Below are 26,077 nucleotides of genomic sequence, written 5' to 3'. Positions count from 1 at the left end.
GACTGGGTGCCGATCATCATGGATGTGTTAACTCTGCGATATATTCGAAGAGTAATTTAAAAGTTTTGGAGAGGTGGCTGAGTGGCTGAAGGCGCACGCCTGGAAAGTGTGTTTAGGGTTAAACCTAACGAGGGTTCGAATCCCTCTCTCTCCGCCAAATAAAATAAGAAAGCCCCTACGTTTTTCGTAGGGGCTTTTTTATTTCATACGAATTAGTAAGGATTTGAAGTAATCCTATGGTTTGTTGCTTATGCCGAGAAAATAGGATGCTTTCGCTGGGTAGCATCGTTGACCATGGCAAGATATTCAGGAATGAATATTTGTTTAACCTGTAGCATGGTCTTTAGGCCATGGTGGGGGATTCATCCTCTCGGGGCTGAAGCCACCGACTACATGTTATGGATATCCCTCTCTCGGGGCTGAAGCCGCCGACTACAAGTTGTGGTTACTGAACGGTGTACACTACCATTAGGTCACTTGGTATTGATGTACTTGCGGGTAGGTAGCCTAGGGTTCCTTCATGTTGCTTGATATATTCGAGCAAAGAGTGTTCGTCGTCGAATTCTTTGGGGGCTTTCGTTCGTCCGGTAAAGCGCATTTGCGCCCAATAGGATTGAATACGCGACTCTGTTAACCCTAGCACTTTAGTGTTGAACTTCATGCGGGTGATATTGTCAGGTGGTAAGGCAATAACGTCTAAATCAGATGACATCATTCCGCCCATATACAAATTACGTATTTGCTGACGGTTGAGTTGAATTGATCGGTCGGAGACATTGGCAACCACAACAATAGTGTCAGTTGCCTTAGCTACCTGAAATAAGTTAAGTGCTGCTATCAGTATAATTGTTATGTATGTTTTCATAAAAATACCCACTCAATACCCAGTTGGTACAAAATGGCGTGACCATCGAATCCACCGAGATCTTTTAATGCAAAATCATTGCTTACTTTCTCAGCATCAACGTAAGTTACTTCGCCTTTCAAGGCCACGTTATATCGCCAGTCCCAACGCAGGCCAATTTTAGTCCCTTTGTTCTTATCGTCTGGAAAACCGCTAAGTACCGACTCGTAGGTGGCGGCCAAATAATCAAGTTCATCCGAAATGCCATAAGGGATTTCGTTGGGTCCGTGCTCGTAATAAACGTCTCGTTCGCCATAAGAGATGTATATCGTATAGGGGTAGAAGTTGTAACCGACGGAAATATAGAAGCTGTCTATGTCGGGCACGGGGCCGCTTTCGCCCTTCATTTTTGCCACTTCGCTACGTACAAAATAATCTACGTTTTCATAATTGGCACTGAGTTGATAAAAATGGATCAGGCCATCAGGATTGAGAGATTCGGCATTTTGACTAAACCCATATTGATTAAGCACATCAACAAACTGCGCAGCACCGGGAAGGGTTAGATTGGCATTACCTTGGTTGTAGGCCGCTCGAAACGTGAAACCGTTATAGGATGCGCTGGTATTAAATCCGTAAAGCCCCGTTACCTTGGTATCTATCTCGCCAGTGGCTAAGTAAATTTTGTCATCGTAATAGCCCCAATACCCTTCAAAATTCATCACCCAAGCGTCATACACATATTGATAATTTGCCAACACGCCTTCAAATGTCGAAAAGAATGCGGTGTCGTAAAATTGTTGGGGAAGGGTTAACCATGGGTAGGCAAAGCCAACATCGATGCTATCGCTATAATTAAAAAAGGGAATTCGCTGCTTGCCAAGTTTAATCTGAAGAGCCGTGTCGGTTGGCGTATAGGTTAAATAAAGCCACTCTAAGCCTGAAGCCCGTTGTTCAGCAGTGTGTCCTATCACCTGAGCGGTTAAAGAAAGCTGCTCGCTGAAAGTATAATCTGCTTGCAAGGCAAGAAGTGATTGTTGATCAAAACTGATACTGTTGTCGTAGCCCACATATTCCGCATTCTCATCATCTAGGTGACCCATAACCACACGAGCAAACCCCGAAAACGCGAGTTTATCAGATTCCGCGTATATTTTGGGTGCCCACAAAGTCGCTACACAAAATGCAATACAAACAAAGGCTGGGGTGCGATGTTTATTCGAGATGCAGTACTCCTTACGAAAGAACAGGGTATGTTTTTTACTCAACTTACAATAGTGACATCTTAAGTCAAGAATTTTTAACCTAATAAGGCAAGATTACTGGGTTAACCAAAGGTTTGACAACACTCAAACGGCCAACCACAATACTCCAACAGGCTTACATTAGGTGTTTAGACCTAGCATAAATTGAAAATCCACTACATTCCCTTTACTATCCGATTTCATCGCACTGGAATGGTTATTTTTCGCTTGTCTCCTTTTGGTGATTTGCAAGCTGGTAGGTGCGCTTTTTTATCGAAATCAACTTTTCATCAACAAACAATTACCCAATTAGCACCCACAAGGCTCTTACTTCAGTGTAATGAGTTGGAAACTTATTGGGATTCAATTAAATGAGTATTGAGTGGCACTTAACAGCAACAAAAAACAAGATAGAACCTTCGCAGGTTTAGATTTGGGGACGTCGAATTGCTCCATTGGCATAATAGAACACAATGAACCCGTTCTTATTCCCCTAGAAGATGGCGAAACCACGCTTCCGTCCTGTGTGTTTTTAGAACACGGCGTGATAAAGCCTGAAAAGATATCGGAACACGCATTAGCAGAACGTGTGGAAGCAGAAAAAGCAGCGCAAACCAAAAGAGCGCAAACCGACACCCATGGGCAAGTGTTCACTGAAGAACAGCTTATTAATATTTATCGCAAAGTGATCAGAGCTGAGAACCGCGAAGACGCTAAAACGGATCAACGTATGCAAAGCATAGGCGAAGCCTTGGCATTCAGTGGCGGCGTTATGTTTGGACGAGAAGCGGAATTTGCGCACATTGCCAATCCTGAAAATGGCTTTTACATCAAATCGCCCAAGTCGTTTTTAGGGGCCAAAATTACCAAAGCCCAACAAGGCATATTCGCATCTGTAATCGAAAAAATGTTGGCGTTTATAAAAGAAGAATCTGAGTATATAAAGGCAGTTGAGCTCGATCAGGTTGTGATAGGCCGGCCCGTCAATTTTCATGGACTACAGGAAAGAGACGGCAATAGCCAAGCCATTAACATCATTAGTGAAGCAGCAAAAAAGGTGGGCTTTAACGATATTGAATTTTTAATGGAGCCCCTTGCCGCAGCCTATGATTACGAACGACAGTTAACCCAAGATAAAGTCGTACTAATTATTGACTTAGGCGGCGGAACAACCGACTGCTCAGTGGTTAAACTGGGGCCAAACTCTATCAACAACGAGAGTCGAGAAAGCGATATTCTTGGTTGTTCAGGAAAGCGCATTGGCGGCATCGACATTGACAACAAATTAGCCTTAATGGGCATAATGCCGCACTTTGGAAAAGACATTATATTAACCAACGAACTGCCCATTCCGCCCACATTATTTAGGCAAGCCGTGTGTGTCAATGATGTTGCTGCCCAGCGCGAATTTAATTCAAATCGAACCGGAGTAGAGCTACAACGCTATTGTTTTATGTCTTTGGACAAACGAATTGAGCGCTTAAAAACCTTACGAGATAACAAGTTAGGGCTTAAATTAAACAAAAGTGCCGAATTAACCAAAATAGCACTATCTAAAGACCATTTGGCCCAGGTTAACCTCGATTATATAGAAGACAACTTACAAATCTCAGTGAGCCGCGACCAGCTAGGTGACGCCATCAGTGGCGAGCTAAACCAAATTCAGTCCATTGTTAACGAGTCTTTACTGCAATCAGGTACCACCCCTGACACCATTTTTGTAACCGGTGGTACCGCAATCTCCCCCGTCATCAAACAATGGATAAACACCATGTTCCCCGATACGGAGATTGTCATCGGGAATCATTTTGGTAGTGTCACAACAGGCTTGATCACCCACGCTAAGCGCATATTTGGAAGTTAAGGGTAAGGTATTTTATACACCCAACCGAACATCGTTAACAATGAGTTATTAAACTTTATAGCCTCGAATCACCCCAAGGTTTGAGGCTAAAGGCGGTTTAAAAAGCAGTAAGTGATAGCCGAGAAGGCAAAAAATAACGTATTGTTATTGATACGGGAGCAAGCTCAAAAGCATTGATTACACCGTGTTAGTTATGCTGATATTGCTAGTGATGATTAAGTGTTAAAAGGATTTAGAATTGTGAAAGAACAGGACAAAATCGCGTTATTTATTGATGCTGACAATGCTCCCGCAGCCAAAATTGACGAAATACTGTCGGAGCTTGCACGTTATGGGCTGGTAAATATTCGAAAAGCCTACGGCAACTGGAAAAGCCCCAATATCAAACCTTGGGAAGACGTACTCCATGAATATGCCATTCAACCTATCCAACAATTCGATTTAACCAAAGGCAAAAATGCCACTGATATCGCATTAGTTATTGATGCTATGGATATCCTCTATACCAAAGATGTAGACACCATGTGTTTAGTCTCTTCAGATTGTGATTTTACCCCTTTAGTTACCCGAGCTTTGGCTGACGGCAAGTTCGTTATTGGCTTTGGCGAGCGCAAAGCGCCAGCGGCCTTCGTAAATAGCTGCTCAAAATTTATATACCTGGACGATAAAGAAAACGAAGGAAAGTCAGTTACTAAGAAAAAACCCAGTATTAAAAGTGACAGCAAATTAATGAAGATGTTGCACCTAGCCATTTTAGCTTCTGAAGACGTTGACGGCTGGGCAAACTTGGGTGCGATAGGGACACATATCGCCAACCATGCATCTTTCGATCAGAGGAATTACGGTTTCAAAAAGCTAAGCGATCTATTTGCAGAAATTGATTTATTTGAACTCAAACAAAAGAATGGTTCGGGCACTTATGTTCGAGATAAGCGCAGAGCTAGCAAGTAAGATGCATCTAAATGAATTAACTTTTAGAGATGTCATAATGCAAACTCTGTCTGATTTACTCAATGACAATAGTAGTTAATACTATATCTAACAAAATCACTTATATTTATATGACAGTAACACTGTCTTGGGGGCATTTTTGTCTACCTTAAATAAAGAAATTCAAGAGCAATGGCTAACTAGCAAGCAAATGCGAGAACATCTTAATGTGTCAGGATGTGAACTTATGCACTTGCGGCAAGCCGGTAAACTTGTGTTTAAGAAAGTTGGAAATGCCTTCTACTATTCAAAAGTAAAAACTTTAGCTAATGAAAACATCTAATAATCAGCTAGTTGAGTTGGTAGAGAAGGTTATTAATTGGCACACTTCACGCTACCCAGAAGTGACATCGAATACCCCCTCAAACGAAAGTCTAGCGGCAATTCAGCTTTTATGTGAAAAGGTTTTGCTCCCGGTCCAAATCAAATTTGGTCAAGTCGATGTGACTTATGGATTTACTTCAACTTACCTACTGAATTTAATAAAAAAGAAAAATTCTAAAGGGATTGCGCCCAAACTTGATCAACATGCTTCATGTGAAGTTAATTCAAAAAATAATCTACATTGCGATAGATTTGGTGCTGCATGCGATTTTATAGTCGCAAAACATGAAAATGACATGCACATAGTGGCAGACTGGATAAATGAAAATTTAAGTTTTGACCGAGTTTATTTTTACGGAACAAACAGACCCATTCATGTAAGCGTGGGCCCAAGTAATTCTCAATTTATTCAAATAATGGGAACATCTAAATCGGGTAAAAGAATACCAAAGAAAAAGGGTACCAAAATTAAATTCGCGGATTTATGGGAAGAGTAACTAATGGATTCTAATAGCTTTAGAGAGTTAATCAGTGAGTTATCTGTTGGAAAAATTACTCCTCAAGCAATTTATGTTCACCGTTCAACAATACAAAATACTCAGCTACTAGATTTTATAAACCGCATTCAATCGGCTCTGAAACAGTCTTCATTCCAATGGGAAATCGCTAAATTTTCAAAACAATCTTTTCAGTTTTCATTGCTATCTTATCCAGACTTCGACAGCGAAGCTTACCCTGAATTAAAAACAAGTATGTTTGTTGATTTAACTAAAAAACACCATCGTATGAATGACTATTCTAAAACAGATAACCCTCCCATTTTACATCGTAAAGAATTGATGGTGACAACAAACTATCCATTGTATGAAGAGTTCACGCTAATCACTCAGGAAGGTGAGTTGGCTGGGTTGTATGAAAATACCAGAGCAATAGGTTTTAAGTTGGGGTGGGAAGCTACCATTACAAACGCCGGTTATGAGCTTGTTGATGGTCGATTATTTCGAGCTAGTGCACTAGCATATTCGAATGAAAAAAAGATTGATCGGCATAAAACAGCAATAGTTCGTCATGGGTTAAGTACGCCCATGAAATTTTTGTTTAATAAGGGATACTTAAACGGTAATTTTAGTGTTTTTGATTATGGTTGTGGACTCGGTGACGATTTAGCTGAGTTACATGCAAACGGTATTGATGCATCTGGTTGGGACCCTAATTTTAGACCAGACGCTGAACTATTTAATGCTGATATTGTAAATTTAGGGTTTGTACTGAATGTTATTGAAGATGTACCTGAAAGAATAGAGGCTTTACATAACGCTTATCAGCTAGCAGATCTTTTTCTAATTGTATCTTGTATGCTGATAAGCGAATCAAAATTGGCACAAATGACCCAATTTAAAGATGGTGTTATTACGTCGCGCAATACTTTTCAAAAATATTATTTTCAAACTGAATTACAATTATTTCTAGAAGACTCACTAGAAAAAACAGCTATATCCGCTGGGCCAGGCATTTTCATTATTTTTAAAGATGAGTTGGAAGAACAAAACTACTTATCTGCAAAATTAAAAAGAAAACGTCAATGGACGTCGCTAAACAAATCTCCAACTAAATCACAAAAAACTAGCCTCTTACTCGAACAAAATCATGAACTAGTAGAAGCATTTTGGAACACTGTGCTGGAGCTTGGGCGAATTCCTGCAGCAGATGAATTTGCAGAAGCTAGCTTATTAGTTGAATTATTTGGTAGTACTAAAAAGCTATTTAATTTGTTAATGAATGCAGAAAGGAAGCTGGAGTTTGAACAAGCGAAAGCAGCAAGGCGCGAGGACTATTTAGTATATTTTGCCCTTGGTTTTTTCTCAAAACGCAAAACCTATAGAAGTATGCCAGAAGGGAAAAAGAGAGATATCAAAGCTCTATTTGTTAACGTGAATTTAGCCCAAGAAGAAGCAAAAGAATGGCTTTTTAAAATTGCAGACTACGAATTGCTTGAGAGGGCAGTGGAGCAAGCTAATCAGTATATTCCTGCTATCTATAATGCAGGTCATTCAATGTTAGTTCAAACCCGATACATTAACGAGTTACCTATCATATTAAGAGTTTATATTGGTGCTGCGGCAATGATTTATGGAGATTGGAATGAGGCTGATGTAGTTAAAATTCATATCACATCGGGCAAAGTAACTTTTATGGTGTATGACGACTTCGCCCATAACTCAATTCCGCGCATAAAAGAGCGGATAAAAGTGAAATTAGCCGAGCAAGATATTGATTATTTTGATTACATTAATGAAGCAAAAAGACCGCCTTTGTTGAACAAACATGAGTTGATGGCGGAATTTGATGATAACTACAAAAATCAAAAGAGGTTGGATGAAAAACTAATAAAACTAGGAGTTGTAAATGGAAAGGGAGAACAGCATATGTCAAATGCAGAATTTAATAACAGACTGGTCAAAAACAATAAAATCATCCGCAATTTTAGGGTATATTCCACCGATAAAGTTACCAATACTTAGAGAAACTAATGACCGAAAAGAAAGTTAAATTCGAATTCGAAAAAAAGAATAAAAATAGCATTAGATTTAAAGAAGTACCAGAAGAAGGTATGCCGCCGGTTATCGGTAGCATTTACATTCAAAATTGGTTTGCTGGTAATAGTAAAAATATTGAAATTACTATTAAAAAGGAAGATTAAAAAAGTATTTGGCTATGCTAAATTATACTAGTGTGGTTACCGAGGTATTATATCGGTTTAAATACCGAACGACTTTGTTTAATGGCACCTGTGTGCCAATTCCCGCCTTTCAAGATTCGCTGGTAGATATAACGGTAATGCTGTAAAGCAGACATTAACGCCAATTGCTCAGGAAAACTGGAGAGCATTGGCCGAAGGACTGCGAGCGGTTTTCCTTGTAACGTGCTTTATTAGGTAACACGGTATATTCTATGCTCTTCACTAGAAAACCCCTAATCAAACTTGTATGGGGTCACAACTGACTAGAGGTGCTTGTTTTGAACTCTAAATTGCATGGAAACGGGTGATTAATCGACGAAAAATAACCCAATTTCACACTCTTAAGAATATAAAATAGATGTCAACGCGGAAAGTATGGATCATCATGGATTTTGATTTTAGGAAAAGTGATATTTCACCTTTACTTAAACTCGGAATACCATTTACTATTCGGCTAACTTATCTTATCAGCCCCAAATAGATGGATGTGTTTTTTAACCTACGTTAAGAAAACTTCACGAGGGAATAACTATCTAACCATTGATTATTACTCAGAGAATAAAAGGCGTTACAAAGTGCCGCAGTCTCTCTCAATCAATTGAATCCATGATAAGTTGATTGGATCTTTCCTCTGTGATTCAAGAGCGGCACCTTCCCCCATTATTACTGGTTCCAATGACGTTAAATTCAAACTCAACTCATACCTTACTTTAGGCTCTAACATCATGGCCTCTCCGTAAGAACGTGAGTAATAGTGCTTAGGTTCATACCTAGAGAATTGCTCTTCAATGACTACAATTGAAGCTGTATTATAGGAATAACGTTTCCTATTTTTAACTGACCAGTAATGAAAGTAATCACCTGTCTGAGCAATATAAACAAGGCAAGACTCGGGTCTATAATCTTTGGAGTGATAAACGGTCACTAAGCCACGTTCTAATACTAATTTATTTTTAATGTCAACATCTGGAGGCGCCTCACTTATCATTGGCTCATCTCCCACAGGCATCAATGTCAAAACTAAAAAAATTGATGCAGTCACTGATAATGTAACCCTGTGAACAGGAGGCAGACTTTTGTATAAGGGTAAATAATTAATCAATTGATACTTATTTGTACGCCTAAATATAAATCTATCCAATATTGTAACGGCTACCACAAGTAATATTCCAAGCGAAATAAGCAACACCGTTACCGTTAATATATTGCTTACCCCAATTCGTATGTAGTCATCAATCTCTGCAAGCTGAATGAAATCAATTCCATATAAATTACATTGCGTCACCGCAAAAAATGCGCCTGCAATCACACTAATAGCGATACTAGAACTAATTATGGATGCATATATTTTCAATACGTCAAACTGTGTGGTAGCTTTTGAGGTGCTACTTTCTTGTGTTAGATGGGGCGCTTTGTTTTTGCGCTGACGATTCTTTTTAATGATCTCTAACTTATTCATAGTAATCCGTTATCCAATAAAAAGCGCAGGTTAATCGTCTGATTCAGTTGAACTTATTACATATCAACTTGAAAATCAACCAACAAAATCAACTACAACCGTCCTTCAAACTTGAGTACATCTTAAATCTCGCTGAGTGCTAAAAATGCATCGTAATTTAATATTGTAATTGATTGGGTTACATCATCATGAGAAATTACAAATGTCAGTATGGTTATTAACTTCAGTCGCATAGAACATGATGTTTTTCACACCTTTTAGGTTTGTTTATGAAAAGCTTTCGAAAACCCATTAGTGATCTAATAAGTGCTTAGTCACCTGAATACAAAGAATGATGATAACATCGACTGGCAACTATCATTGACATAGATGTCGTTCGTTTACGATAATTTCAAAGTTCTCTGCTCGCTGATCTGAGACTGCCAGATTGCAAAAAATCTTTTACTATTAAAATCGTTACGACAAAGTTGCTCGGTAATTAGACTGACAGTTTCCCATGGCAATGACACTATTACAGCTTGATTAATATATGGTGTCCCACCGTTTCTTCTTAAACTAAATATTAATTTCTCTCAATCTATTAATACTAAATTTATTTCTCAAAAACTTAAAAGTACAGTTCATCAATGTATTTGTACGTGATATTATTACGTACAAATACGTAATAATGGTTAGTGATGATGGATAAGTTTGATAGTAACTACTGCTATTCCTTTCCCGCAATTAGAGCGATTCAAGCGGGTAAGCCTTTTTATATAGCGACATGCCCTTTGCGAATCATCCCTAAAATATTTATGTATGATGAGGAAGAAGTGCCGGTTGAATTGCGCGCTCAGCGTACTTTAAATAAAAGTCGTATCCCAGAGATGACTCGTTATCTTCTCGATTCTCCGAAAGATTATGTATTTTCTGCGTTAACTGCCTCAGTTGGCTCCGACGTTGAATTTATTGAAGCAAATAGCATGAATAACCTTGGTACGTTAAAAGTGCCAATGGATGCACAAATGCTGATCAATGATGGACAGCATCGCAGAGCTGCAATCGAAGAAGCGATTAAAGATAACCCTGAATTAGGACAAGATAATATTGCTGTTTTGTTCTTTGTAGATGAAGGACTTAAGCGTAGCCAACAAATGTTTGCTGATCTAAATAAATATGCAGTTAGACCTAGCTCTTCATTAGGTACTCTTTATGATCATAGAGATCAGGCTTCTGAATTAGCTAGATACTTATCAATGAATGCTAAACCATTTGTTGGGTTTACTGAATTTGAACGCTCAACTATTTCTGTTAGAAGCAGCAAATTATTCACCCTCAGCGGTATCAAACAAGCAACACGCGCTTTGTTTGGAAAAGGCCCGAAAGATGGATTTAATGATGAAGAACAAAAAAATGCAGTCGACTTTTGGAACACATTAAATAGTTACATGGTGGAGTGGCAACAAGTACAAGCTAAAACCTTATCAGCAGCTGAATTTAGAAAAGAATTTATTACCGCCCACGGTATTGGTTTGCAGGCATTAGCAATTGTGGGTAGAGAAATTTCTACTTTTAGTGAATCAGAACAAATTGAAAAGTTCGAAGGATTAAAAAAAATTAATTGGCTTAAATCTAACTCAGATTGGTCAAACCGTGCAATGCAGCATGGCCGACTATCAAAAGCCAACTCAAATATATTTTTGACTGCTATCGAAATTAAACGACAAATAGCTCTTCCCATATCGGATGAAGAGCTAGTTAAAGAAAAAGAGTTACTTAATGTATGAATTTATTAAATAAACATGATATCGATGAAGACTACGTAGACTTTATTGAAAATGAAGAGTTTTCTGGGCGATATCTAAGTGAATATATTGCCGATACCCAACGAGTGTACTTGGCGGATAACCGTCCGTGGGTTATTGGTTACAGTGGAGGTAAAGATTCTTCCGCGACTATGGCCTTAGTATATTTAGCTTTATTAGGTTTAAAGCCTGAGGACCGCCACAAACCAGTATTTGTCGTTGCATCTGATACCTTGGTAGAAACCCCCATAGTGGTAAATCACGTAAATAACTCTTTGGAAGCGATAGAGCGAGGCGCAAAACGAGATAAATTACCTATTACCTCTCATAAAGTAGTGCCTAAAACACATGAAACCTTTTGGGTGAATTTGTTAGGTAAAGGTTATCCCGCACCAACAAGGAGTTTTAGATGGTGTACTGAGCGAATGAAGATAGATCCAGTCAGTACTTTCATTACGGATAAAGTTAGCCAATATGATGAAGTGATTGTAGTACTTGGTTCTCGTTCCCAAGAGAGTGCATCACGGGCACAGGTTATTGCGAAACATAAAATAGATGGAACTGTACTAGCTAAACATACCACGTTATCCAATGCATTCATCTATACCCCAATTGATACATGGCATGTGGATGATGTTTGGAAAATTTTACGTTTATGTCATTTAAAAAGTGAACAGGGCCCTTACGGTATTCGAAATAAATGGTTTGATAAATACGATCTTGAGTGGGAAAACCCTTGGGGTGGCAAAAACTTAATTCTTTGGAACTTATACAAAGATTCATCCGGCCAAGGCGAATGCCCAATGGTAATCGACGAAACCACTCCATCTTGCGGTAACTCACGATTTGGTTGTTGGACCTGTACTGTTGTTACCAAAGATAGGGCGATGGAAAGCTTAGTGCAAAATGGCGAAGAATGGATGAAACCATTACTGAGTTTACGTAACAAATTAGCCGAAACAACTGTGATAGAAGACAAAGGTAAATACCGTAGCCATATTCGCCGGGATGGCAGAATGGCATTTAAAACTCTGACTGTCGATGGTAAAAAAGAAATGACAGAGGGTTACACCTATGGCCCGTATTTGTTGAGTTTTAGGCAGCAATTTTTAAAAGAGTTACTTGAGACACAAAAGCAAATAAACGAAATCAGTAAAGACACTGAGTTAGTGACCGTACCTGAACTTCATGCAATTCGACACCAATGGTTAAATGACCCAAATGAACCAGATTGGGATGATTCACTTCCCAAAATATTCAATGACGTATTTGGCTACGAATTAGATTGGAGTGTTGATGATACAAATCAATTTAGTCATGCAGAATCAAAATTGTTAGATGATATATCGCCCAGATATTCCGTTGCCCCACAAATGATTAAAAAGCTTATAGATTTAGAAACTTCAATGAGTGGCTTGTCTCGTCGTACTGGTATTTTCAATAAAATAGGTAAATTGGTGCAGCAAGACTGGGAGTCTCCAGAAGAAATAATTGAAAAAAATCTAGAAAGTCGACAAAACCAAATGCGCCAATCAAAAGAGGTTATTTCAATTGCAGCTGAGTTAGAACAACTTAATAAGTTGATTGAAAAGGAAGGTTTGTAATGATTTTTAAAACTTTAATCTTAGAAAACTTTCGCGTATTTAATGGCCAACATAATATTGAACTAGCTCCCAAGCGAGATGGCTTATTATCTAAACCAGTGATTTTATTTGGCGGATTAAATGGTGCAGGTAAAACTTCGATATTAAGCGCAATTCGCTTAGCTCTGTTGGGTAAAAAGGCGATTGGGAATGTGGTAAATAAAAAAGACTTTAACGGCCATCTTGCTCAACAAATCAATAATAAAGCGATAAAAGATGAACCTGAAGCTGTAGCTAAAGTCATTTTAGATTTTACTCACACTCATCAGGGGCAGCACAGCATTTACCGAGTTGAAAGAAGCTGGTCAGCGAATACTGACGAGTCGTTAGTGTTATACAAAAATGAGGTATGCGAAGATTCACTTTCCAATGATCAAGTTCAAAGCTTTTTACATGAACTCGTACCACCAGGTATTGGAGACTTGTTCTTTTTTGATGGGGAAAAAATAGCTGAATTAGCCGAAGATGATACAGGTTCATATTTAAAAGAAGCCGTACAAAAGTTATTAGGTATTGATGTTATAAACCGCCTAGCCGATGATCTAGATATTTATATAAAGCAAATTAGTCAAAAAACGGCGGATGCAAAAACGACTAAATTGATTGAGCAGCTTGAACACGAAAAAAATGAATGTTTGTTATTGGCAAATCAAGAACGAGAAGCTGAAGACAAGCTAAAGCGACAGCTTAGCGAATTAGAGATTCAAGTACGTGAAGCCGAACAAAAAATACAAGACCGTGGCGGTGCGTGGGCAAAAACCAAAAACGCTGAAAAAGACAAAGCCGATGATTTAATAAAACAAAAAGCCATATTAGAGAGTAAATTATTGCACGAACTTGATGGGGCATTTCCTTTATCTTTGGCTCCTAAAGCCATGGCGTCTTTGATTGATACTTTGTCAAAAGAGCAGAAAGTAAAAGACTCTCAAGTTTTCTCACATAAACTGAACGAAAATTTATCGGGATTAGAGCAAGTTATTGCCTCTCAGTTTAAAGATAATGCAAATGACGTAATGGCAGCTATTAGTCAATATTTCGAATCGGTCAGCGAGCCCACAACACAAGAAATTAAATTAGATATCTCACTTACAGATTTCAATTTGATTCAGGGTCTGATTCAAGATGCCTCAACTGCAAAGGCACATTGTAATGAATTAACTGAAGAATTAGTTGAAACACAACAATCTTTAGAGTCGGTATCGATTAATATTCAACGAGCGCCTGATGAAGAAGAGTTAACTGCATTGTATGACAATTTACGTACCTTAGATGCACAAAAGCACAAACTTAAAACAGGTTATGGGCATCATTTGGTTAACGCTAAGAATCATATAACTAAAGCCCTAGAATTAGCCAAAAAGCTTGAAAAACTTTATACCAATCAAAAAACCGATGCTTCAATATCCACGGCAGTAAAACGAGTTGATGCGACTAATAAAGTATTAAATGAATTTTCAACCAAGCTTACTCATATGCGTGTTAGCCAACTTGAAGAGTTATTTGCACAGTCTTACCGTAAGTTAGCACGTAAAGAAGACCTAAAGCTCTCGGCTAAAATTGACCCAATAACTTTTGATATCACTTTGGTCGACTCTGAAGGTTTAGCTATTAACCGTAAATCGATGTCAGCTGGTGAAAAACAAATATTCGCTTTCGCTATACTAGAAGCCTTGGGAAAATTGTCGGGTAAAGTTTTACCTGTGGTGGTAGATACGCCATTAGGAAGACTAGACTCTAAACATCGCGACAAATTGGTTCAGCACTATTTCCCAGAAGCGGGTGAGCAAGTTATTTTGTTATCAACCGACACAGAAGTAGATGAGGACTTCTTTAGCGCTATGGCTCATGAAGTCTCCCACGCCTTTGAAATTGAATTTGATCAACAAACTAAATGCTCAACCCTAAAAGAAGGGTACTTTTGGCAAGCCCACCCAAAAGTTAAATACAAGGAGGTTGTGTAATGTTACCTAATCGTATGCAGTTAAATAAAACTGTTGAAGAGCAACTAAAAAAGCTTAAAGCAAGTACCGGCATTACACCCAATGTATCAGCCCGTATCGCTTTTTTTCGCTCAATTGAGTCAGATTACTGTTATCAACCTAATATTGCTTACAAGCTTGATGGTAGCCTCACTTTAGACAAGTTTACCTGGCTGGGTAAAACACAATTGGTGACAGAGTTATTGTTGAAACAGAAGTATCCAGAGCTTGAGGGGAAGGAGCTACAAATAGCTTGGGCATCTCATGTAGAACATGGGATAGGTGCTTTGAGAAATCATAAGCTCCTTTCTGAATTGACTGTTAACTTGAATTAGCCAATACCAACGTTATTGTTCAATAACGTTGGTTGATTGAAAATAGTTGAGCCATTAACTACCATCATTTTCAAACTCTATCGCTAGATTTGATTCTATAAGATCTACAATGACTTTAGTGGTCTTTGAAACAGGGTCTATTTTCTCAAATTGTTCTTCTCCTAAGACCCCTCCATCCAGCATTTCGTAATATTCACTCTGTTCAATAACTCTCTTTTCATTAATCCCATCAATAAGACATATCTCTGTTAGAATTTTTCGCAAAATTCTCATGAGTGCGATAAATCCAATTGTTTTGTTTAATACAGAGTCTTTATTAGTCTTATCCCATGCCTTAGGCCAAAGTTCTTCAACAGCAGCGAAAAAATTTGTAATGTTGGTAGCGATTACGGGATCGTTTTTAGTTAAAAAGCTCTTTCTAAACGGGTACTTTATAAAATCTTCGTCTTCTATTTTTTCTAATTCATACTCTTCAGAATATTTACTATTTTTACTTTTAGCTAGGTAATAATTTCTGTCCGCTTTCTCATCATGAGTGATAAGTTTAAGTAGATTTTGAACAAACGCAGCTTGCGTTAATAATTCATTTTTAACTTTAGGTGTTGCAACCCCAAGCCTTTTTATTCTCTTATGAAAAGGCCCAACATTTTTATTTAATAATACTGCAATATCATGGGCTGTCTTTTCAGGACTTCTGGAGAGAGCAAGAGATTCTAGGTCATAAACAAGGCTTCTATTTACCTTCGTTTGTGCTAAGTTGACTGTTGCAAATATGTTTGCTTGCGTTGAAATGTCTGCATCTACAAATATTGTAACCAGTAATTCAAAGTCTTTTAAATCTCCATTCTCGTCTTTAAATTGCTCATTAGTATCGACAAAACCTGCAACTCTATGCTGGCCATCTAATATTTTTGCGAGAGTTTGTTTTTCTGTTTCATCTTTATATTGTATTAAAAATACCGAAGAATCCGCATCCCATTCGACATTTTTTTCGTCCATTGAAATTATTATTGAATTAGGAAATGTTGCGTCAACTCCATTTACATACTTTTTAATTTGTTTAACACGAGAATCGTTTAATGGCCTTTGTATTCCGATAAAATCATCTAATTCTCTGGATTCATCATCTTTCAATCGTCTCACATCTGAAAATGTTATATCTCTTAATGTTTTTGCGTCAATAACACCACAATAGAAGTTGCCAATAGGTTGAACAACTTCTAAAGCTTTTATTTTTATTGTCTTCACTATTTGACCCCTCTAACTTGCTCATATTCCGTTTTTAACTCAATAAATTGTTTTCGTCTTATTTTTTTGTACTCACCTGTACCTAAATGATTCATATACGAGGAGTAATACCAAATAATTAAAGAAACTAAATATATTGCCCAAGCCCATCCTCCAAATTCAAAATCAAATAAACTAGTGGTAGGACTATTAGTATATTCGTCCTTAATGATTAGCCCTATTCGATAGTAAGAAAATGCAAAAAGGCCAGCTAATGAAGAGAGTAATGTTAATGGTAAGACTAATCCAAAATATGGTAATTTATTTTCTTTTTTATAATCGATATCAGAATTAACATATTTGTATAGCAGAAAATAGAAAGGTGTTATTAATGCTGATGTCAATAAAAACACTTCACCTCCTTTTACGTTTTCGTTAAAAGCCTCTATTAAATTGGCTTGTAATAAAATCGTTCTCATAACAGAATCTGTGATGATAGGAAGAAATGCCCCTAACAACATCCAAAAGCATTCTATTAAAGCAATTTTATGAACATCAGGCCGTTGTATTGTGAAAAACCTTTTGATTTTATCAATACTTTTTTCTGAATACTTTAAGCCTATTTTTTTATTTGATGCCGGAGTTTTCTTTACAACCTCTTTAGGCTCTAGAGGCGTGTTGAGTAATTTAAATAACTCAGATTTGCCCTTCCCTGAAACGCTAGAAAAATACTTCCTTTTATTAACAGCACTTTTAATGTTGGCATTATCACTGTGGATTCTCAACTTTACTCTTACAACTGAAAGTGGGTCATCAGCTCCAAATTCATAATACTTGTTTTGTATTATATTGTTATAAATGTCTTCATATGTTGCTGGTGCATTTATATCAGCTAAAGCTTTACAGATCGCTTCAATTATCGTCATTTAGCAGCCCCCAAAACGCTTTATCTTTAATCTTTGTTATTTGCTTATCACCGTTTATATAAAGGCTATAGTGTTTCTCAAGACCTCGAATCGATTTGTTCAATTGCTCTTGAGTAGCATCAGCCTGCATTGATATAACTATCATATTCGCTCACTTAACAAAGAAACTTTAACAACTCGTGCACCTTGCTCAACAACTCCATATTCATTCATATGTAATCCAACAGATATACATTCACCTTTTTTCAATTTAGCGAGTTCATCTAACCAAGCTTTGCGATTTGTGCCCGGTACTGCTTGTTCTAGGAGTTTTGCATAGCTTTGAATTTCTGTTTCTGCTGGAGCGAAGAAAAGCTTATGGGATGCTTGAAACAATCTGTCTTGTTCGTCTTTCGAAAGCATACTTAAAGTTTGAGTTGCTAAGATCAACGATAAGCCATATTTTCTTCCTTCAGTAAGCATTTTCCCTAACGGACTTTCAAGCCGATGATCTAAGTTCTGTACTTCGTCTAGCACTATAGGTAGTGGGTTAGACTTATTGCCATAGCTACATGCATAGGCGTATAAATCCCAAAGGGTAAATTCAGTCGCTAGCTGCATAATGTCTCTAGAAAGCGAAGCAAGCTGAATAATATTTGTTTTTGACTTTTCATCACCAAAAATAGATTGCCAGCTTTGTTCTGAGTTACTATCAAATAACTTAGATTTCACCATTGGAGAGAGCTTGTTTGCTAAGGCTTCACCTACTTTACCTTCCTCTCTTAAGTCATCAAGCATGCATTCAAAATCATACTTACTACTATGGCGCCGGACACCATCTTCTAGCACATTCATTAAAGTGGCGAGCTGCTGTTCCCCAATTGACGAGTAAACTTGATTAAACACAGATGCAATTCGACCAGCAACTATATGATTTTGTTCTTCGAGAATAACACCACCAAAATCCTGTTTTTGCTTTCTAAATGGCGAAAGTCCTAAAGGTTTTTGAGCTAAAAAGTGAGACTGAGGATTAACAAATTCACTAAATTCATCTTCTAAGTGATTAGGGAGAAAGCCATTGGTGTAATCAATAACGAGTGAATTACAATGGGCTTTGGCCATTTCCATCAATAGGCCTTGAATACAATAAGTTTTTCCTTGTCCTGAACGGCCAAAAACAATGAGATGTCTATTCGCTAGGTTTTTATTGCCGTATTCCCAATAAACTGGCTTTTGATTGTCGATTGCTTGGCCAATTAAAACTCTACAACTTTCAATATTTACTTCTTTGGTTAGCTCTGGAGGGCTGTTAGTTTTTGTTGTAGTTTCATATATTGAATTGGCTTCAATTTTTACATCTATTGGAGAAATAACTGATTCATTATCATTTTTGACTGCGGGGCTAGGTGTATTTTTACTATTTCCTATGGATATTTGATCGAAGCTCCTTTTCAACACATGCTCATGGACACATACTTTTTCTTTAACAAACTCTAACGCTGCTTCGCGAGTAGTCGAATTATCCAATGCCTCCCTACAAATATCAGACAACCCAGAATATTCAATTTCATTGTTAGAGATAAGGTTTTGTATGAAATAGTATTTTCTGCCAAAGGCTGCGGCATGTGCTTTCAACAAAGAAATATAGAAGTACTTGTTATATTCTTTATCTAAATGTCTATTAAGGTGTGATTGAATTTTTTCACCTTCAATAATTCTGACTTCCCTATCTATAAAAGAAAAAGCTAGATTCAATGTCCCTTCGATGTCCACACTAATAAACGCATTATCTTTATGTGAGTAATGCATTTCGTCTATTCGAACAATATCCCCGTCAGTCAACAATTTATCTAAGTAAAATGAAGCATGACCAAGTGATTGGCTTCTGATTTTTGACGCAACGAATTTCTTAGATAGTGGCTTCAAAGACTGTTTGAACAAGTCAATTAGAACTGTTTTCTGGGAGGCTAAATTAAAGTTTGAAGCTAAACTAACTGTATCTGCTCCGGATTTTCCATTAAAATAAATGCCTTTGGATTCGCCATAAGCTCGGATTATATGTCTAACAATATAGTAGTCGTCTGATAATCCAAGCCTTTGATATATATCAACAGATAAATTAACTGATTCTCTTCCTGCGTGTTTATGTTCATTAAGCTTTGAAAGCACAATATCTAGTACTCGTTGTTTATCATTCTCGCTTATATTGAGATAAGCGAGGTGACGATATGTCCCACGAGCACTCTGATATAGGTATTCTTTATCCGCTCCATATCCTAAACTCGGCTCTGGTCGGTCTGTGAAAAAGTCACCAGAGATGATTTTTTTTGAATTCGCATGATTTTGGATGTTTTGCCATACATCCCCACTTGGAAAGTCCAACAACGCATTGGTTATCCCTGGTACTTTGGATAATGCAAGAGGCTTAATTTCTTCGTTATTTAGCTCAAGGATCCCATCTTGAATCCAAATGGAAATTTGGTTTTCGGCAACAGCTAATTCGATATTCATATTTTCATGCAAATACCAAGACAAGTCTTCAATATTGGCAGGCGACTTATGCCAAACCCAAAACTCTTCAAATACTGATTTATTCAAGTTTGGTGACGTCACTATCTTTATTTCGTTTTCTTTAAGACCACAACAAACCTCTAAGAAAGAATAAAAGTTTTTATTTACATTAAAGTAGTCTCGTAATCGAGGAAAAAGAGGTGCTCTTAATTCACTAAGATTGGTTTTAGTAATTGCCCAGATAACTCTCGGTGAAATACTTAATCTGGCAATGAAATTTTTCTTAGCTTTTGATTCAATTTGCCTAATTCTTTCCCTTGTAATGTCGTAACTCTTTCCAATTTCTTCAAGAGTTTCACTGTCGCAATTGATACCTAAACGACGAGATAAAATGTCAGTCTCTCTGTTTTTTTCTTGTTGAAAATAATCGTTAAGGTCATTGATTAAGTGTTCTTCAAGTTCATCTAAAGGTAGGTCAAAATTGTCTATTTGTTGCGGGCTATCATCCTGATTGGTAATCGAAAAAGAACCTTGTTTTAAATGGTTGATAAATTCAAAAAATCTATTAACTTTAGTTTTTCCAAAACCATTTATATTGTCAAGTGATGGTACTCCTATTTCCATTACTTGGTTTACAGTTATATTTTCGCCAAACTCTTTAAGTAAAGTATTAACCAAGGCTCTATATTCATTAGTAACGTTTATGGTAATTAGCTTAGCTGAATCATCCCCCGTAATTTTTTGCTCAGTAATAGTTGTAATTCTGTCACTTAATAAAACTTCTCTTAAACGATAAAAAGATAGAATATCTGAGGATTCGAAACTTTTACTTTCCTCTAAGTCATTTTCGGATAATGAAAAGACATCTGTAGCGGTAATATCCTTTTGGTACAGGCTCAGTATTTTTTCTACAATCCTTTCCAAGTGCTCTGGATAATCAAATTTAACTATATATTCTTTCTGATCTTCTTTTACTCCATGATCTTGAATAGTTTCAGTTGTATCAGTGTCAATATTAGTAGCAGTAATTACGCTACTATCATCTTTAACCTCTAATAGGGGTTGGTTCATGAATGTTGTTAGCTCAGCTTTGAGTAAGCTTAATTTGCTTATTTCTGGGTAATCGGAGTGTTTTTGGTACTTTTTAGATAATTCTGCTATAGAATTTTCATGGATCATTTTGACAAATTCTTGAGGCAAACGGAGCTTTAAAACATTAACCTCTTTATCTAATTCGGTCTCAATTCGAGAACGTTCCATGCCTTCATTGACGGCAAGAGCAACGCCCTCTGGGTAATTTGAAAGGTCACAAATATCATAATCACCTTGTAATAAAATATCGGGATTATTGCGTATGCTTGAGAAATACCCTTCTGGAAAAACATCATATAATTCAAATTTGTCAATTTGAGTTAAGACTTGTTGAATAAACAGTGAGCGATACACTTTTCCTTTTAATGTTTTTGGCTCTAGCAAGCGCTTCATATGATCGGCTAAGGCTTTTACTTGTTTTACCGCCTTAGTAAAATCAGTGCCTTGCTTTCTAGTCTTCACCTCTAAAGGTAACAGTACAAGCTGTTCACCTTTAATGCCTACAAACAATATGTCGTCAGATAAAGCGCCCTTAGTTTTATTATGAAGCCGTGCGGCAAAGTCATTATCTTTAATTTCTAAACCTAGGTTACCAGTGACTCTAAGCATTTCGCCTACCGAAAGAGGGATCCAGGTAATATCACTAGTTATAAGTAAGCTAGATAAGAACTTATACGCTGCAACAATCCCTTGTTTTTCTTTTATTTGCTTCTTAGTGTTTTCTGTTTTTTTCTTGCCTGATTCTTTAACAATACTTAACAGCCATTGCCCGTTTAACGCGTTGAAAGAATTAATTAGCTGATCAGACTGACTTTGTAATAAATCTTTATAAAGTCCAACACGGGAAGATACAGTTATGGCGTCATAGGCTACTGAGTTGGTGTATTGGTCAGCATAGTGAATTAATATTGTATCTTTGGTATCAAAAAACTCTAGAGTAACCTTAGGGTCAATGATACAAGTCCACAAACTTGAATCATATGACTTAGATAATTTGTCTCTAAAAGTATCCTTAACCGCAAGGACTGGCACATTGCCTTTAATGTATTTAGCGGATTTATCTCGATAAGCGAAAAGTAACTGGTTATATTGAGAGGCTAAACTAATTGCAAAGTTTTCTGTTTTTACATTTTTCAAGCCGAAACCAGTATAGAAAACTTCATTTTCTAGGTAAGAAGCTTCACCAGATAAAACACCATTACAGACAATCCCTGACTTACCTTCATTTACATTATTCGATCGTAGAGTTACCTCTTCATTATTTTTGAAAAAACTTAAGTGAGCATAAGCATAATCGGTAAATTCTCTCACTTTATGAACAGTAACATTTCTTCTTATTTTGAAAATTAGGTCATCTAGCACTGCTTCTTTATCTGAATTACTTAAACGAACTAACTCGCGCAGCTCTTCTAGCTTTCTTGACTCAGAAAATTCTTCAAATGAAGTAGTGTAATATTCGTCATCGTATACATTAACTTGTATTTTTTTTGCCTTTCCTTTTGCCTTCTTGAAATAACTCACGATACCTTTAAAAACGTGAGTATTTTTTTGATTATTAATAGAATTAATTATCAAAGGAGCATTCTTGCTCTGCTGAAACAACATATCAAAACATGTTACAAAATCTTGAATTTTTTCGTGTACTAAAGTTGAAACAAATTTATTTCCAGATTCCTTTTGTGGCACTACTTCTAACCAGAGTCTGTTATGACCTAAAGCTTGGGTTCTGACAAATCCTTCATTTTCATCAAATAATATTGGTAGTAGACCCGCAGCATTAAACTTATCAATAGTTGTAGGCGGTACATTACTAAAAGAATGTTCTTGGTCTGTATTTCTAAGTTTTGCAAACTCTAATGCATATGCCATACAAACAGGATGGAATGGGCTAAAAAGTTCTTCGTTACCTTTTTTGAACATGCCAATTTTTAATAAATCTCGACTTCTTTGGCTTAGTGCTTCTTGAGGGATATCATCTAATTCAGATTTAATGCTAAGTAATGTTGATTCGAGTAAATTAAGTAACTCAGGAGGCCAATTCGTTATCGATATTAAAGTTTCATTTTGCATCAACCATGAAAATAGTGATTTATACGCTTGTGCTATTTTAGGGAAGTTTTTTTCTATGTCCTTCACATCCAACATGTTAGATGGTGAGTCATCAAAATATAGAATACCTTCACTAATAATTTTATATTCGTCAATACACAATTCTTTTGCCTTTACTGAAAGTTCTTTTTCTCTCCCGCTGACAATAACTCTTGAGTTTGATGGCTTATACTTAGGAATTCTATCGTTATCAAAGATGTCCTTGCTTCGCTGTGTATCAAATAAACTAGGTAGCTTTACACTTTCAATAACTTTTTTACCAGTAATTGTAATAGGTAAATGGTAATCACGTAGAACCAACTGAAAATCACCTAACACATTTTCTTCTGCACTTTGGCGGAAATCTATCTCCTTTATGTCTTCACAATTGATTTCATTTTCAGAGCCTGTAAATGTATGAGTTTGAGGGCTTTCTGGATTGAGAGTAATTTTATCTTGGATGTTTTCCAGTATAAGTTTACCTCTGTTCCTTTTTATTTCGACTTCTAGCTTTTCGAAGAAATTTTGTAAGTAAAAAGTATCTTTTTCAACAAAACAACAGTTGAATTGAAAACACTCTCTTTGAGAAGGTCTTTTGATCTTTATTTGTAGGAAGGTAGGTTTACCATCAAATGGAAATTTTATATTTAGAGTTGAATGTTGCTCATGGTTAGCGTTGGTTATACTGACTTGGTTCTTATTTAAATCTCCATAAAATGTAACTTGTTCCGATTTAAGTAAAGGTTCCCCCCTAGTCATTCTTATCTTTATTTCAATAACATTAGGCTTTAATTCACCAATTAAAGAGATACTTTTTCTGGACGGTCCATTTTCTGAAAGTCGTTTCCATTCTTCTAGCTTTTGCCCGTTTACCTCAATATCAACTAATTCGAGGTTTCGATCTTTATTCTTTTCAATTTCGGCTTCTATTTCCGAAAAAGTCCTATTTTTATATTCATTTTGATTTTTACCGATAAATTGATCTTTTATAAACCGCTCACTAAAACCTTTATCTTCAAGTTGTCTTTGTAACTCAACAGGATCATCTTCAAAGTCATGAACTCTGTCGTAAATTATTTTTGATAAGCTTGCATTTTTATCTAATTCTTTTTTAAGCTCTTTTTCATCGTTAATGTCTGAAAGCCGTGGCTCTGGGAAAAGTCCATGTTCTTTTAAATCAATTCTTTCCTTGTGAATCGATTTATAAAGCGGTTCGTATCCAAATATACTTAGGTTTTGATCTTTAATTTTTTGTTCAGTGCTATTTACCAAGTATTTGAAAATTAACTCGTCTTTAATTCCTTTTCCATGCTCTATCAATGCATTATTTACATACTTAGGTGTGAATACACTATTGCCCACACTAACGTCTGTAAATGTTGATGTTAGTGTTTCCAAAGAACTATTATTGATTACAAATAATACGGCATTTTGAATATCGTTAAGTGCATCCCTAATACTCGCTATGTAGTCTTCATGACTAGAGTTGTTATCTTGCTCCCCGAGGTGATGCAACATAACAATAATTTTTTTCCCATTTTCAGCCTCAATATAATTCAATGCAGAATTACCAACAGTAAGAGATTTAAAATTCATTTTTTTAAATCCATTATACAGCTGTAGTGATTGTGCGGGATTAGAGCTGATAAAGTGATATTTAGTATCTATTGAATTTGACGTTGTTATAAATTGACAAAACAACCCTGCTAAAAATTCTTCAAATGGTAGTTTTGACATAGACTGCATCCCCGCTGTCACTTAATTTTTCGATGTTTCCTACATTTTCGTAGAATTTTAACAATGCTTTCTTGGACATAATATCCAACCAAATACCACGTTCTTTAAAGCCTTCAATTACATCATCAATTAGGAGTTGGCTTACCGATGAACCGATTATTACTAAATTAGTAAGCAGCAATAACATATTAGAATTTAAAACAAAATATTTACCAGCTGCCTTTCTATCTGTAATAAATTCGGCTGCGAATTTTTTTTCAAAAATAGCTACGACCTTTTTGTTTGCATCTTTTCTATCTGTCTTCTCAAAGATTTGTCTATGCAAAGCCAGTCCTGAATTAATAGCGGTCTGAAGTCGATTATCACTCAGGGGAACTTCATCAAATAATTGGCCAATGCTTTGATTAAATTCATTTACTTTAGATGTGAATTTATTAGTATTGTTGATTAGCATCCATAACGGCTTTTTTGATATGCGATCTGAATAACCTAAATAAGGAAAAAGATTAAATGCAATACCTCTAGTTTTACTAAATAAATAATCGTATCCATATTGATTACATTCATGCCTTTCCTTACTAGCCCTTTCCGTTTCTAAAATAAAATAAAGAGGTTTAGCTGTTGGCGTTTTATATCGATTATCAGGTATACAAAGGTGGATAGATAATTGTGACAAATAAATGAAAGAATAAAGGCTTATAAAGTCTTCTAATTCATTTAAAAAATAGCTTGGATATTGAGTTAATTTTTTAATGTCTTTTGAAAATACGTCAGCTAAAAATGGTAAATAGGCTAAACGATCTTCATTAAAGGTTTTGGATTGACAAAGGCTTTGGATTTTATCTATTAATAGTGACTCAAGTGGGTTGTTACCACTCGATATCATTTTTTCTTTTAAAGGTGACGTTAATAAACCTTGAACAATACTGATCATTGTTTTGGTTCTTGCTCCTAAAGTCTCTTGATTACTCATCAGGTAGGCTAATGGGGTGATCTCATTGATCTCATTTGAAGAAAAGTATAAATCATCAAAAACACTGACTAATTCACGAGTATCTCTGCTATTTCGAAAAGATTCTAACACTTCAGTTTTAAGTTGTTCTTTGTCTTTTCCACCTAAAGTTATTTCAAATAAGTCTTCTACGATTGATTGAAATACACGTTGCCAATCTAATTTATGTTCATCAAGTTTTTGTGGGCCTATTGGCAAATAGACCCTTGCAATATTTTTATATTTAAGATCATTCTTATTTTCGATGCATTCTTTAACAAGAGACAAAGATGATTCAATAACCGTTAAGTCATCCATTT

18 protein-coding genes and 1 tRNA gene are annotated in these 26,077 nt (G+C 36.4%); 11 read left to right on the top strand and 8 right to left on the bottom strand.

The window, feature by feature from the left end; all coding sequences use genetic code 11:
* The first annotated feature begins 67 nt into the window (after positions 1 to 67).
* Positions 68 to 157 (top strand) — tRNA-Ser (locus Q4574_RS14710).
* Positions 158 to 445: 288 nt separating this feature from the next.
* On the opposite strand, the gene Q4574_RS14705 is transcribed toward Q4574_RS14710, so the two are convergent.
* Together Q4574_RS14705 and Q4574_RS14700 are read right to left on the bottom strand one after the other, a co-directional pair.
* Complete coding sequence (locus tag Q4574_RS14705) at positions 446 to 865, bottom strand: hypothetical protein (protein ID WP_303474903.1); 420 nt, start codon at positions 863 to 865, stop codon at positions 446 to 448.
* The gene (locus tag Q4574_RS14700; RefSeq protein ID WP_303474909.1) at positions 862 to 2,034 is read right to left on the bottom strand and encodes a hypothetical protein; all 1,173 of its coding nucleotides are present in this window, start codon (positions 2,032 to 2,034) and stop codon (positions 862 to 864) included. Before Q4574_RS14700 ends, Q4574_RS14705 begins: the two co-directional genes overlap by 4 nt.
* A gap of 436 nt (positions 2,035 to 2,470) precedes the next feature.
* Here Q4574_RS14700 and yegD point away from each other — a divergent pair, with 436 nt between their 5' ends.
* The 6 genes from yegD (at position 2,471) to Q4574_RS14670 (ending at position 7,967) form a co-directional block, all read left to right on the top strand.
* Complete coding sequence (yegD, locus tag Q4574_RS14695) at positions 2,471 to 3,952, top strand: molecular chaperone (protein ID WP_303474902.1); 1,482 nt, start codon at positions 2,471 to 2,473, stop codon at positions 3,950 to 3,952.
* A 240-nt stretch (positions 3,953 to 4,192) separates the two neighbouring features.
* Positions 4,193 to 4,903, top strand: coding sequence for an NYN domain-containing protein (locus tag Q4574_RS14690; RefSeq protein WP_303474901.1), 711 nt, complete (start codon positions 4,193 to 4,195; stop codon positions 4,901 to 4,903).
* A gap of 139 nt (positions 4,904 to 5,042) precedes the next feature.
* On the top strand, positions 5,043 to 5,225 hold the full coding sequence (locus tag Q4574_RS14685; RefSeq protein ID WP_303474900.1) for a hypothetical protein: 183 nt from the start codon (positions 5,043 to 5,045) through the stop codon (positions 5,223 to 5,225).
* On the top strand, positions 5,212 to 5,763 hold the full coding sequence (locus Q4574_RS14680) for a hypothetical protein (RefSeq protein WP_303474899.1): 552 nt from the start codon (positions 5,212 to 5,214) through the stop codon (positions 5,761 to 5,763). The genes Q4574_RS14685 and Q4574_RS14680 overlap by 14 nt, the downstream gene beginning before the upstream one ends.
* A gap of 3 nt (positions 5,764 to 5,766) precedes the next feature.
* Positions 5,767 to 7,788 (top strand): DNA phosphorothioation-associated putative methyltransferase, encoded by a 2,022-nt coding sequence (locus tag Q4574_RS14675; protein ID WP_303474898.1) that lies wholly within the window; start codon positions 5,767 to 5,769, stop codon positions 7,786 to 7,788.
* An 8-nt stretch (positions 7,789 to 7,796) separates the two neighbouring features.
* Complete coding sequence (locus Q4574_RS14670; protein WP_303474897.1) at positions 7,797 to 7,967, top strand: hypothetical protein; 171 nt, start codon at positions 7,797 to 7,799, stop codon at positions 7,965 to 7,967.
* A 607-nt stretch (positions 7,968 to 8,574) separates the two neighbouring features.
* On the opposite strand, the gene Q4574_RS14665 is transcribed toward Q4574_RS14670, so the two are convergent.
* A complete protein-coding gene (locus tag Q4574_RS14665; RefSeq protein WP_303474896.1) occupies positions 8,575 to 9,465 on the bottom strand; it encodes a hypothetical protein in 891 nt (296 codons plus the stop codon).
* A gap of 680 nt (positions 9,466 to 10,145) precedes the next feature.
* Between Q4574_RS14665 and dndB the strand changes: the two genes are divergently transcribed.
* The 4 genes from dndB to dndE are packed head-to-tail and all read left to right on the top strand — an operon-like array spanning position 10,146 to position 15,206.
* Positions 10,146 to 11,231: a DNA sulfur modification protein DndB gene (gene dndB / locus Q4574_RS14660; protein WP_303474895.1), complete on the top strand. Its 1,086-nt coding sequence runs from the start codon at positions 10,146 to 10,148 to the stop codon at positions 11,229 to 11,231.
* A complete protein-coding gene (locus Q4574_RS14655; protein ID WP_303474894.1) occupies positions 11,228 to 12,853 on the top strand; it encodes a DNA phosphorothioation system sulfurtransferase DndC in 1,626 nt (541 codons plus the stop codon). Before dndB ends, Q4574_RS14655 begins: the two co-directional genes overlap by 4 nt.
* A complete protein-coding gene (gene dndD, locus Q4574_RS14650) occupies positions 12,853 to 14,853 on the top strand; it encodes a DNA sulfur modification protein DndD (protein WP_303474893.1) in 2,001 nt (666 codons plus the stop codon). Before Q4574_RS14655 ends, dndD begins: the two co-directional genes overlap by 1 nt.
* The gene (gene dndE, locus Q4574_RS14645) at positions 14,853 to 15,206 is read left to right on the top strand and encodes a DNA sulfur modification protein DndE (protein ID WP_303474892.1); all 354 of its coding nucleotides are present in this window, start codon (positions 14,853 to 14,855) and stop codon (positions 15,204 to 15,206) included. Before dndD ends, dndE begins: the two co-directional genes overlap by 1 nt.
* A 54-nt stretch (positions 15,207 to 15,260) precedes the next feature.
* On the opposite strand, the gene Q4574_RS14640 is transcribed toward dndE, so the two are convergent.
* From Q4574_RS14640 to dptG, 5 genes are read right to left on the bottom strand one after another with little or no spacing between them, the layout of a single operon-like run.
* The gene (locus Q4574_RS14640; protein ID WP_303474891.1) at positions 15,261 to 16,454 is read right to left on the bottom strand and encodes a DGQHR domain-containing protein; all 1,194 of its coding nucleotides are present in this window, start codon (positions 16,452 to 16,454) and stop codon (positions 15,261 to 15,263) included.
* Complete coding sequence (locus Q4574_RS14635) at positions 16,454 to 17,359, bottom strand: hypothetical protein (RefSeq protein ID WP_303474890.1); 906 nt, start codon at positions 17,357 to 17,359, stop codon at positions 16,454 to 16,456. The genes Q4574_RS14640 and Q4574_RS14635 overlap by 1 nt, the downstream gene beginning before the upstream one ends.
* Positions 17,346 to 17,504 carry a hypothetical protein gene (locus Q4574_RS14630; RefSeq protein ID WP_303474889.1) on the bottom strand — a complete coding sequence of 53 codons (159 nt, stop codon included), beginning with the start codon at positions 17,502 to 17,504 and terminating at the stop codon, positions 17,346 to 17,348. The genes Q4574_RS14635 and Q4574_RS14630 overlap by 14 nt, the downstream gene beginning before the upstream one ends.
* Positions 17,501 to 24,766 carry a DNA phosphorothioation-dependent restriction protein DptH gene (gene dptH / locus Q4574_RS14625; protein ID WP_303474888.1) on the bottom strand — a complete coding sequence of 2,422 codons (7,266 nt, stop codon included), beginning with the start codon at positions 24,764 to 24,766 and terminating at the stop codon, positions 17,501 to 17,503. The genes Q4574_RS14630 and dptH overlap by 4 nt, the downstream gene beginning before the upstream one ends.
* Positions 24,747 to 26,075, bottom strand: coding sequence for a DNA phosphorothioation-dependent restriction protein DptG (gene dptG, locus Q4574_RS14620; protein WP_303474887.1), 1,329 nt, complete (start codon positions 26,073 to 26,075; stop codon positions 24,747 to 24,749). Before dptG ends, dptH begins: the two co-directional genes overlap by 20 nt.
* Between the last annotated feature and the right edge of the window lie 2 nt (positions 26,076 to 26,077).

Source organism: Aliiglaciecola sp. 3_MG-2023 (assembly GCF_030548205.1).
GTDB lineage: Bacteria > Pseudomonadota > Gammaproteobacteria > Enterobacterales > Alteromonadaceae > Aliiglaciecola.
Note: the sequence above shows the minus strand (reverse complement) of the source record. Positions and strands in the feature narration are given on the sequence as shown.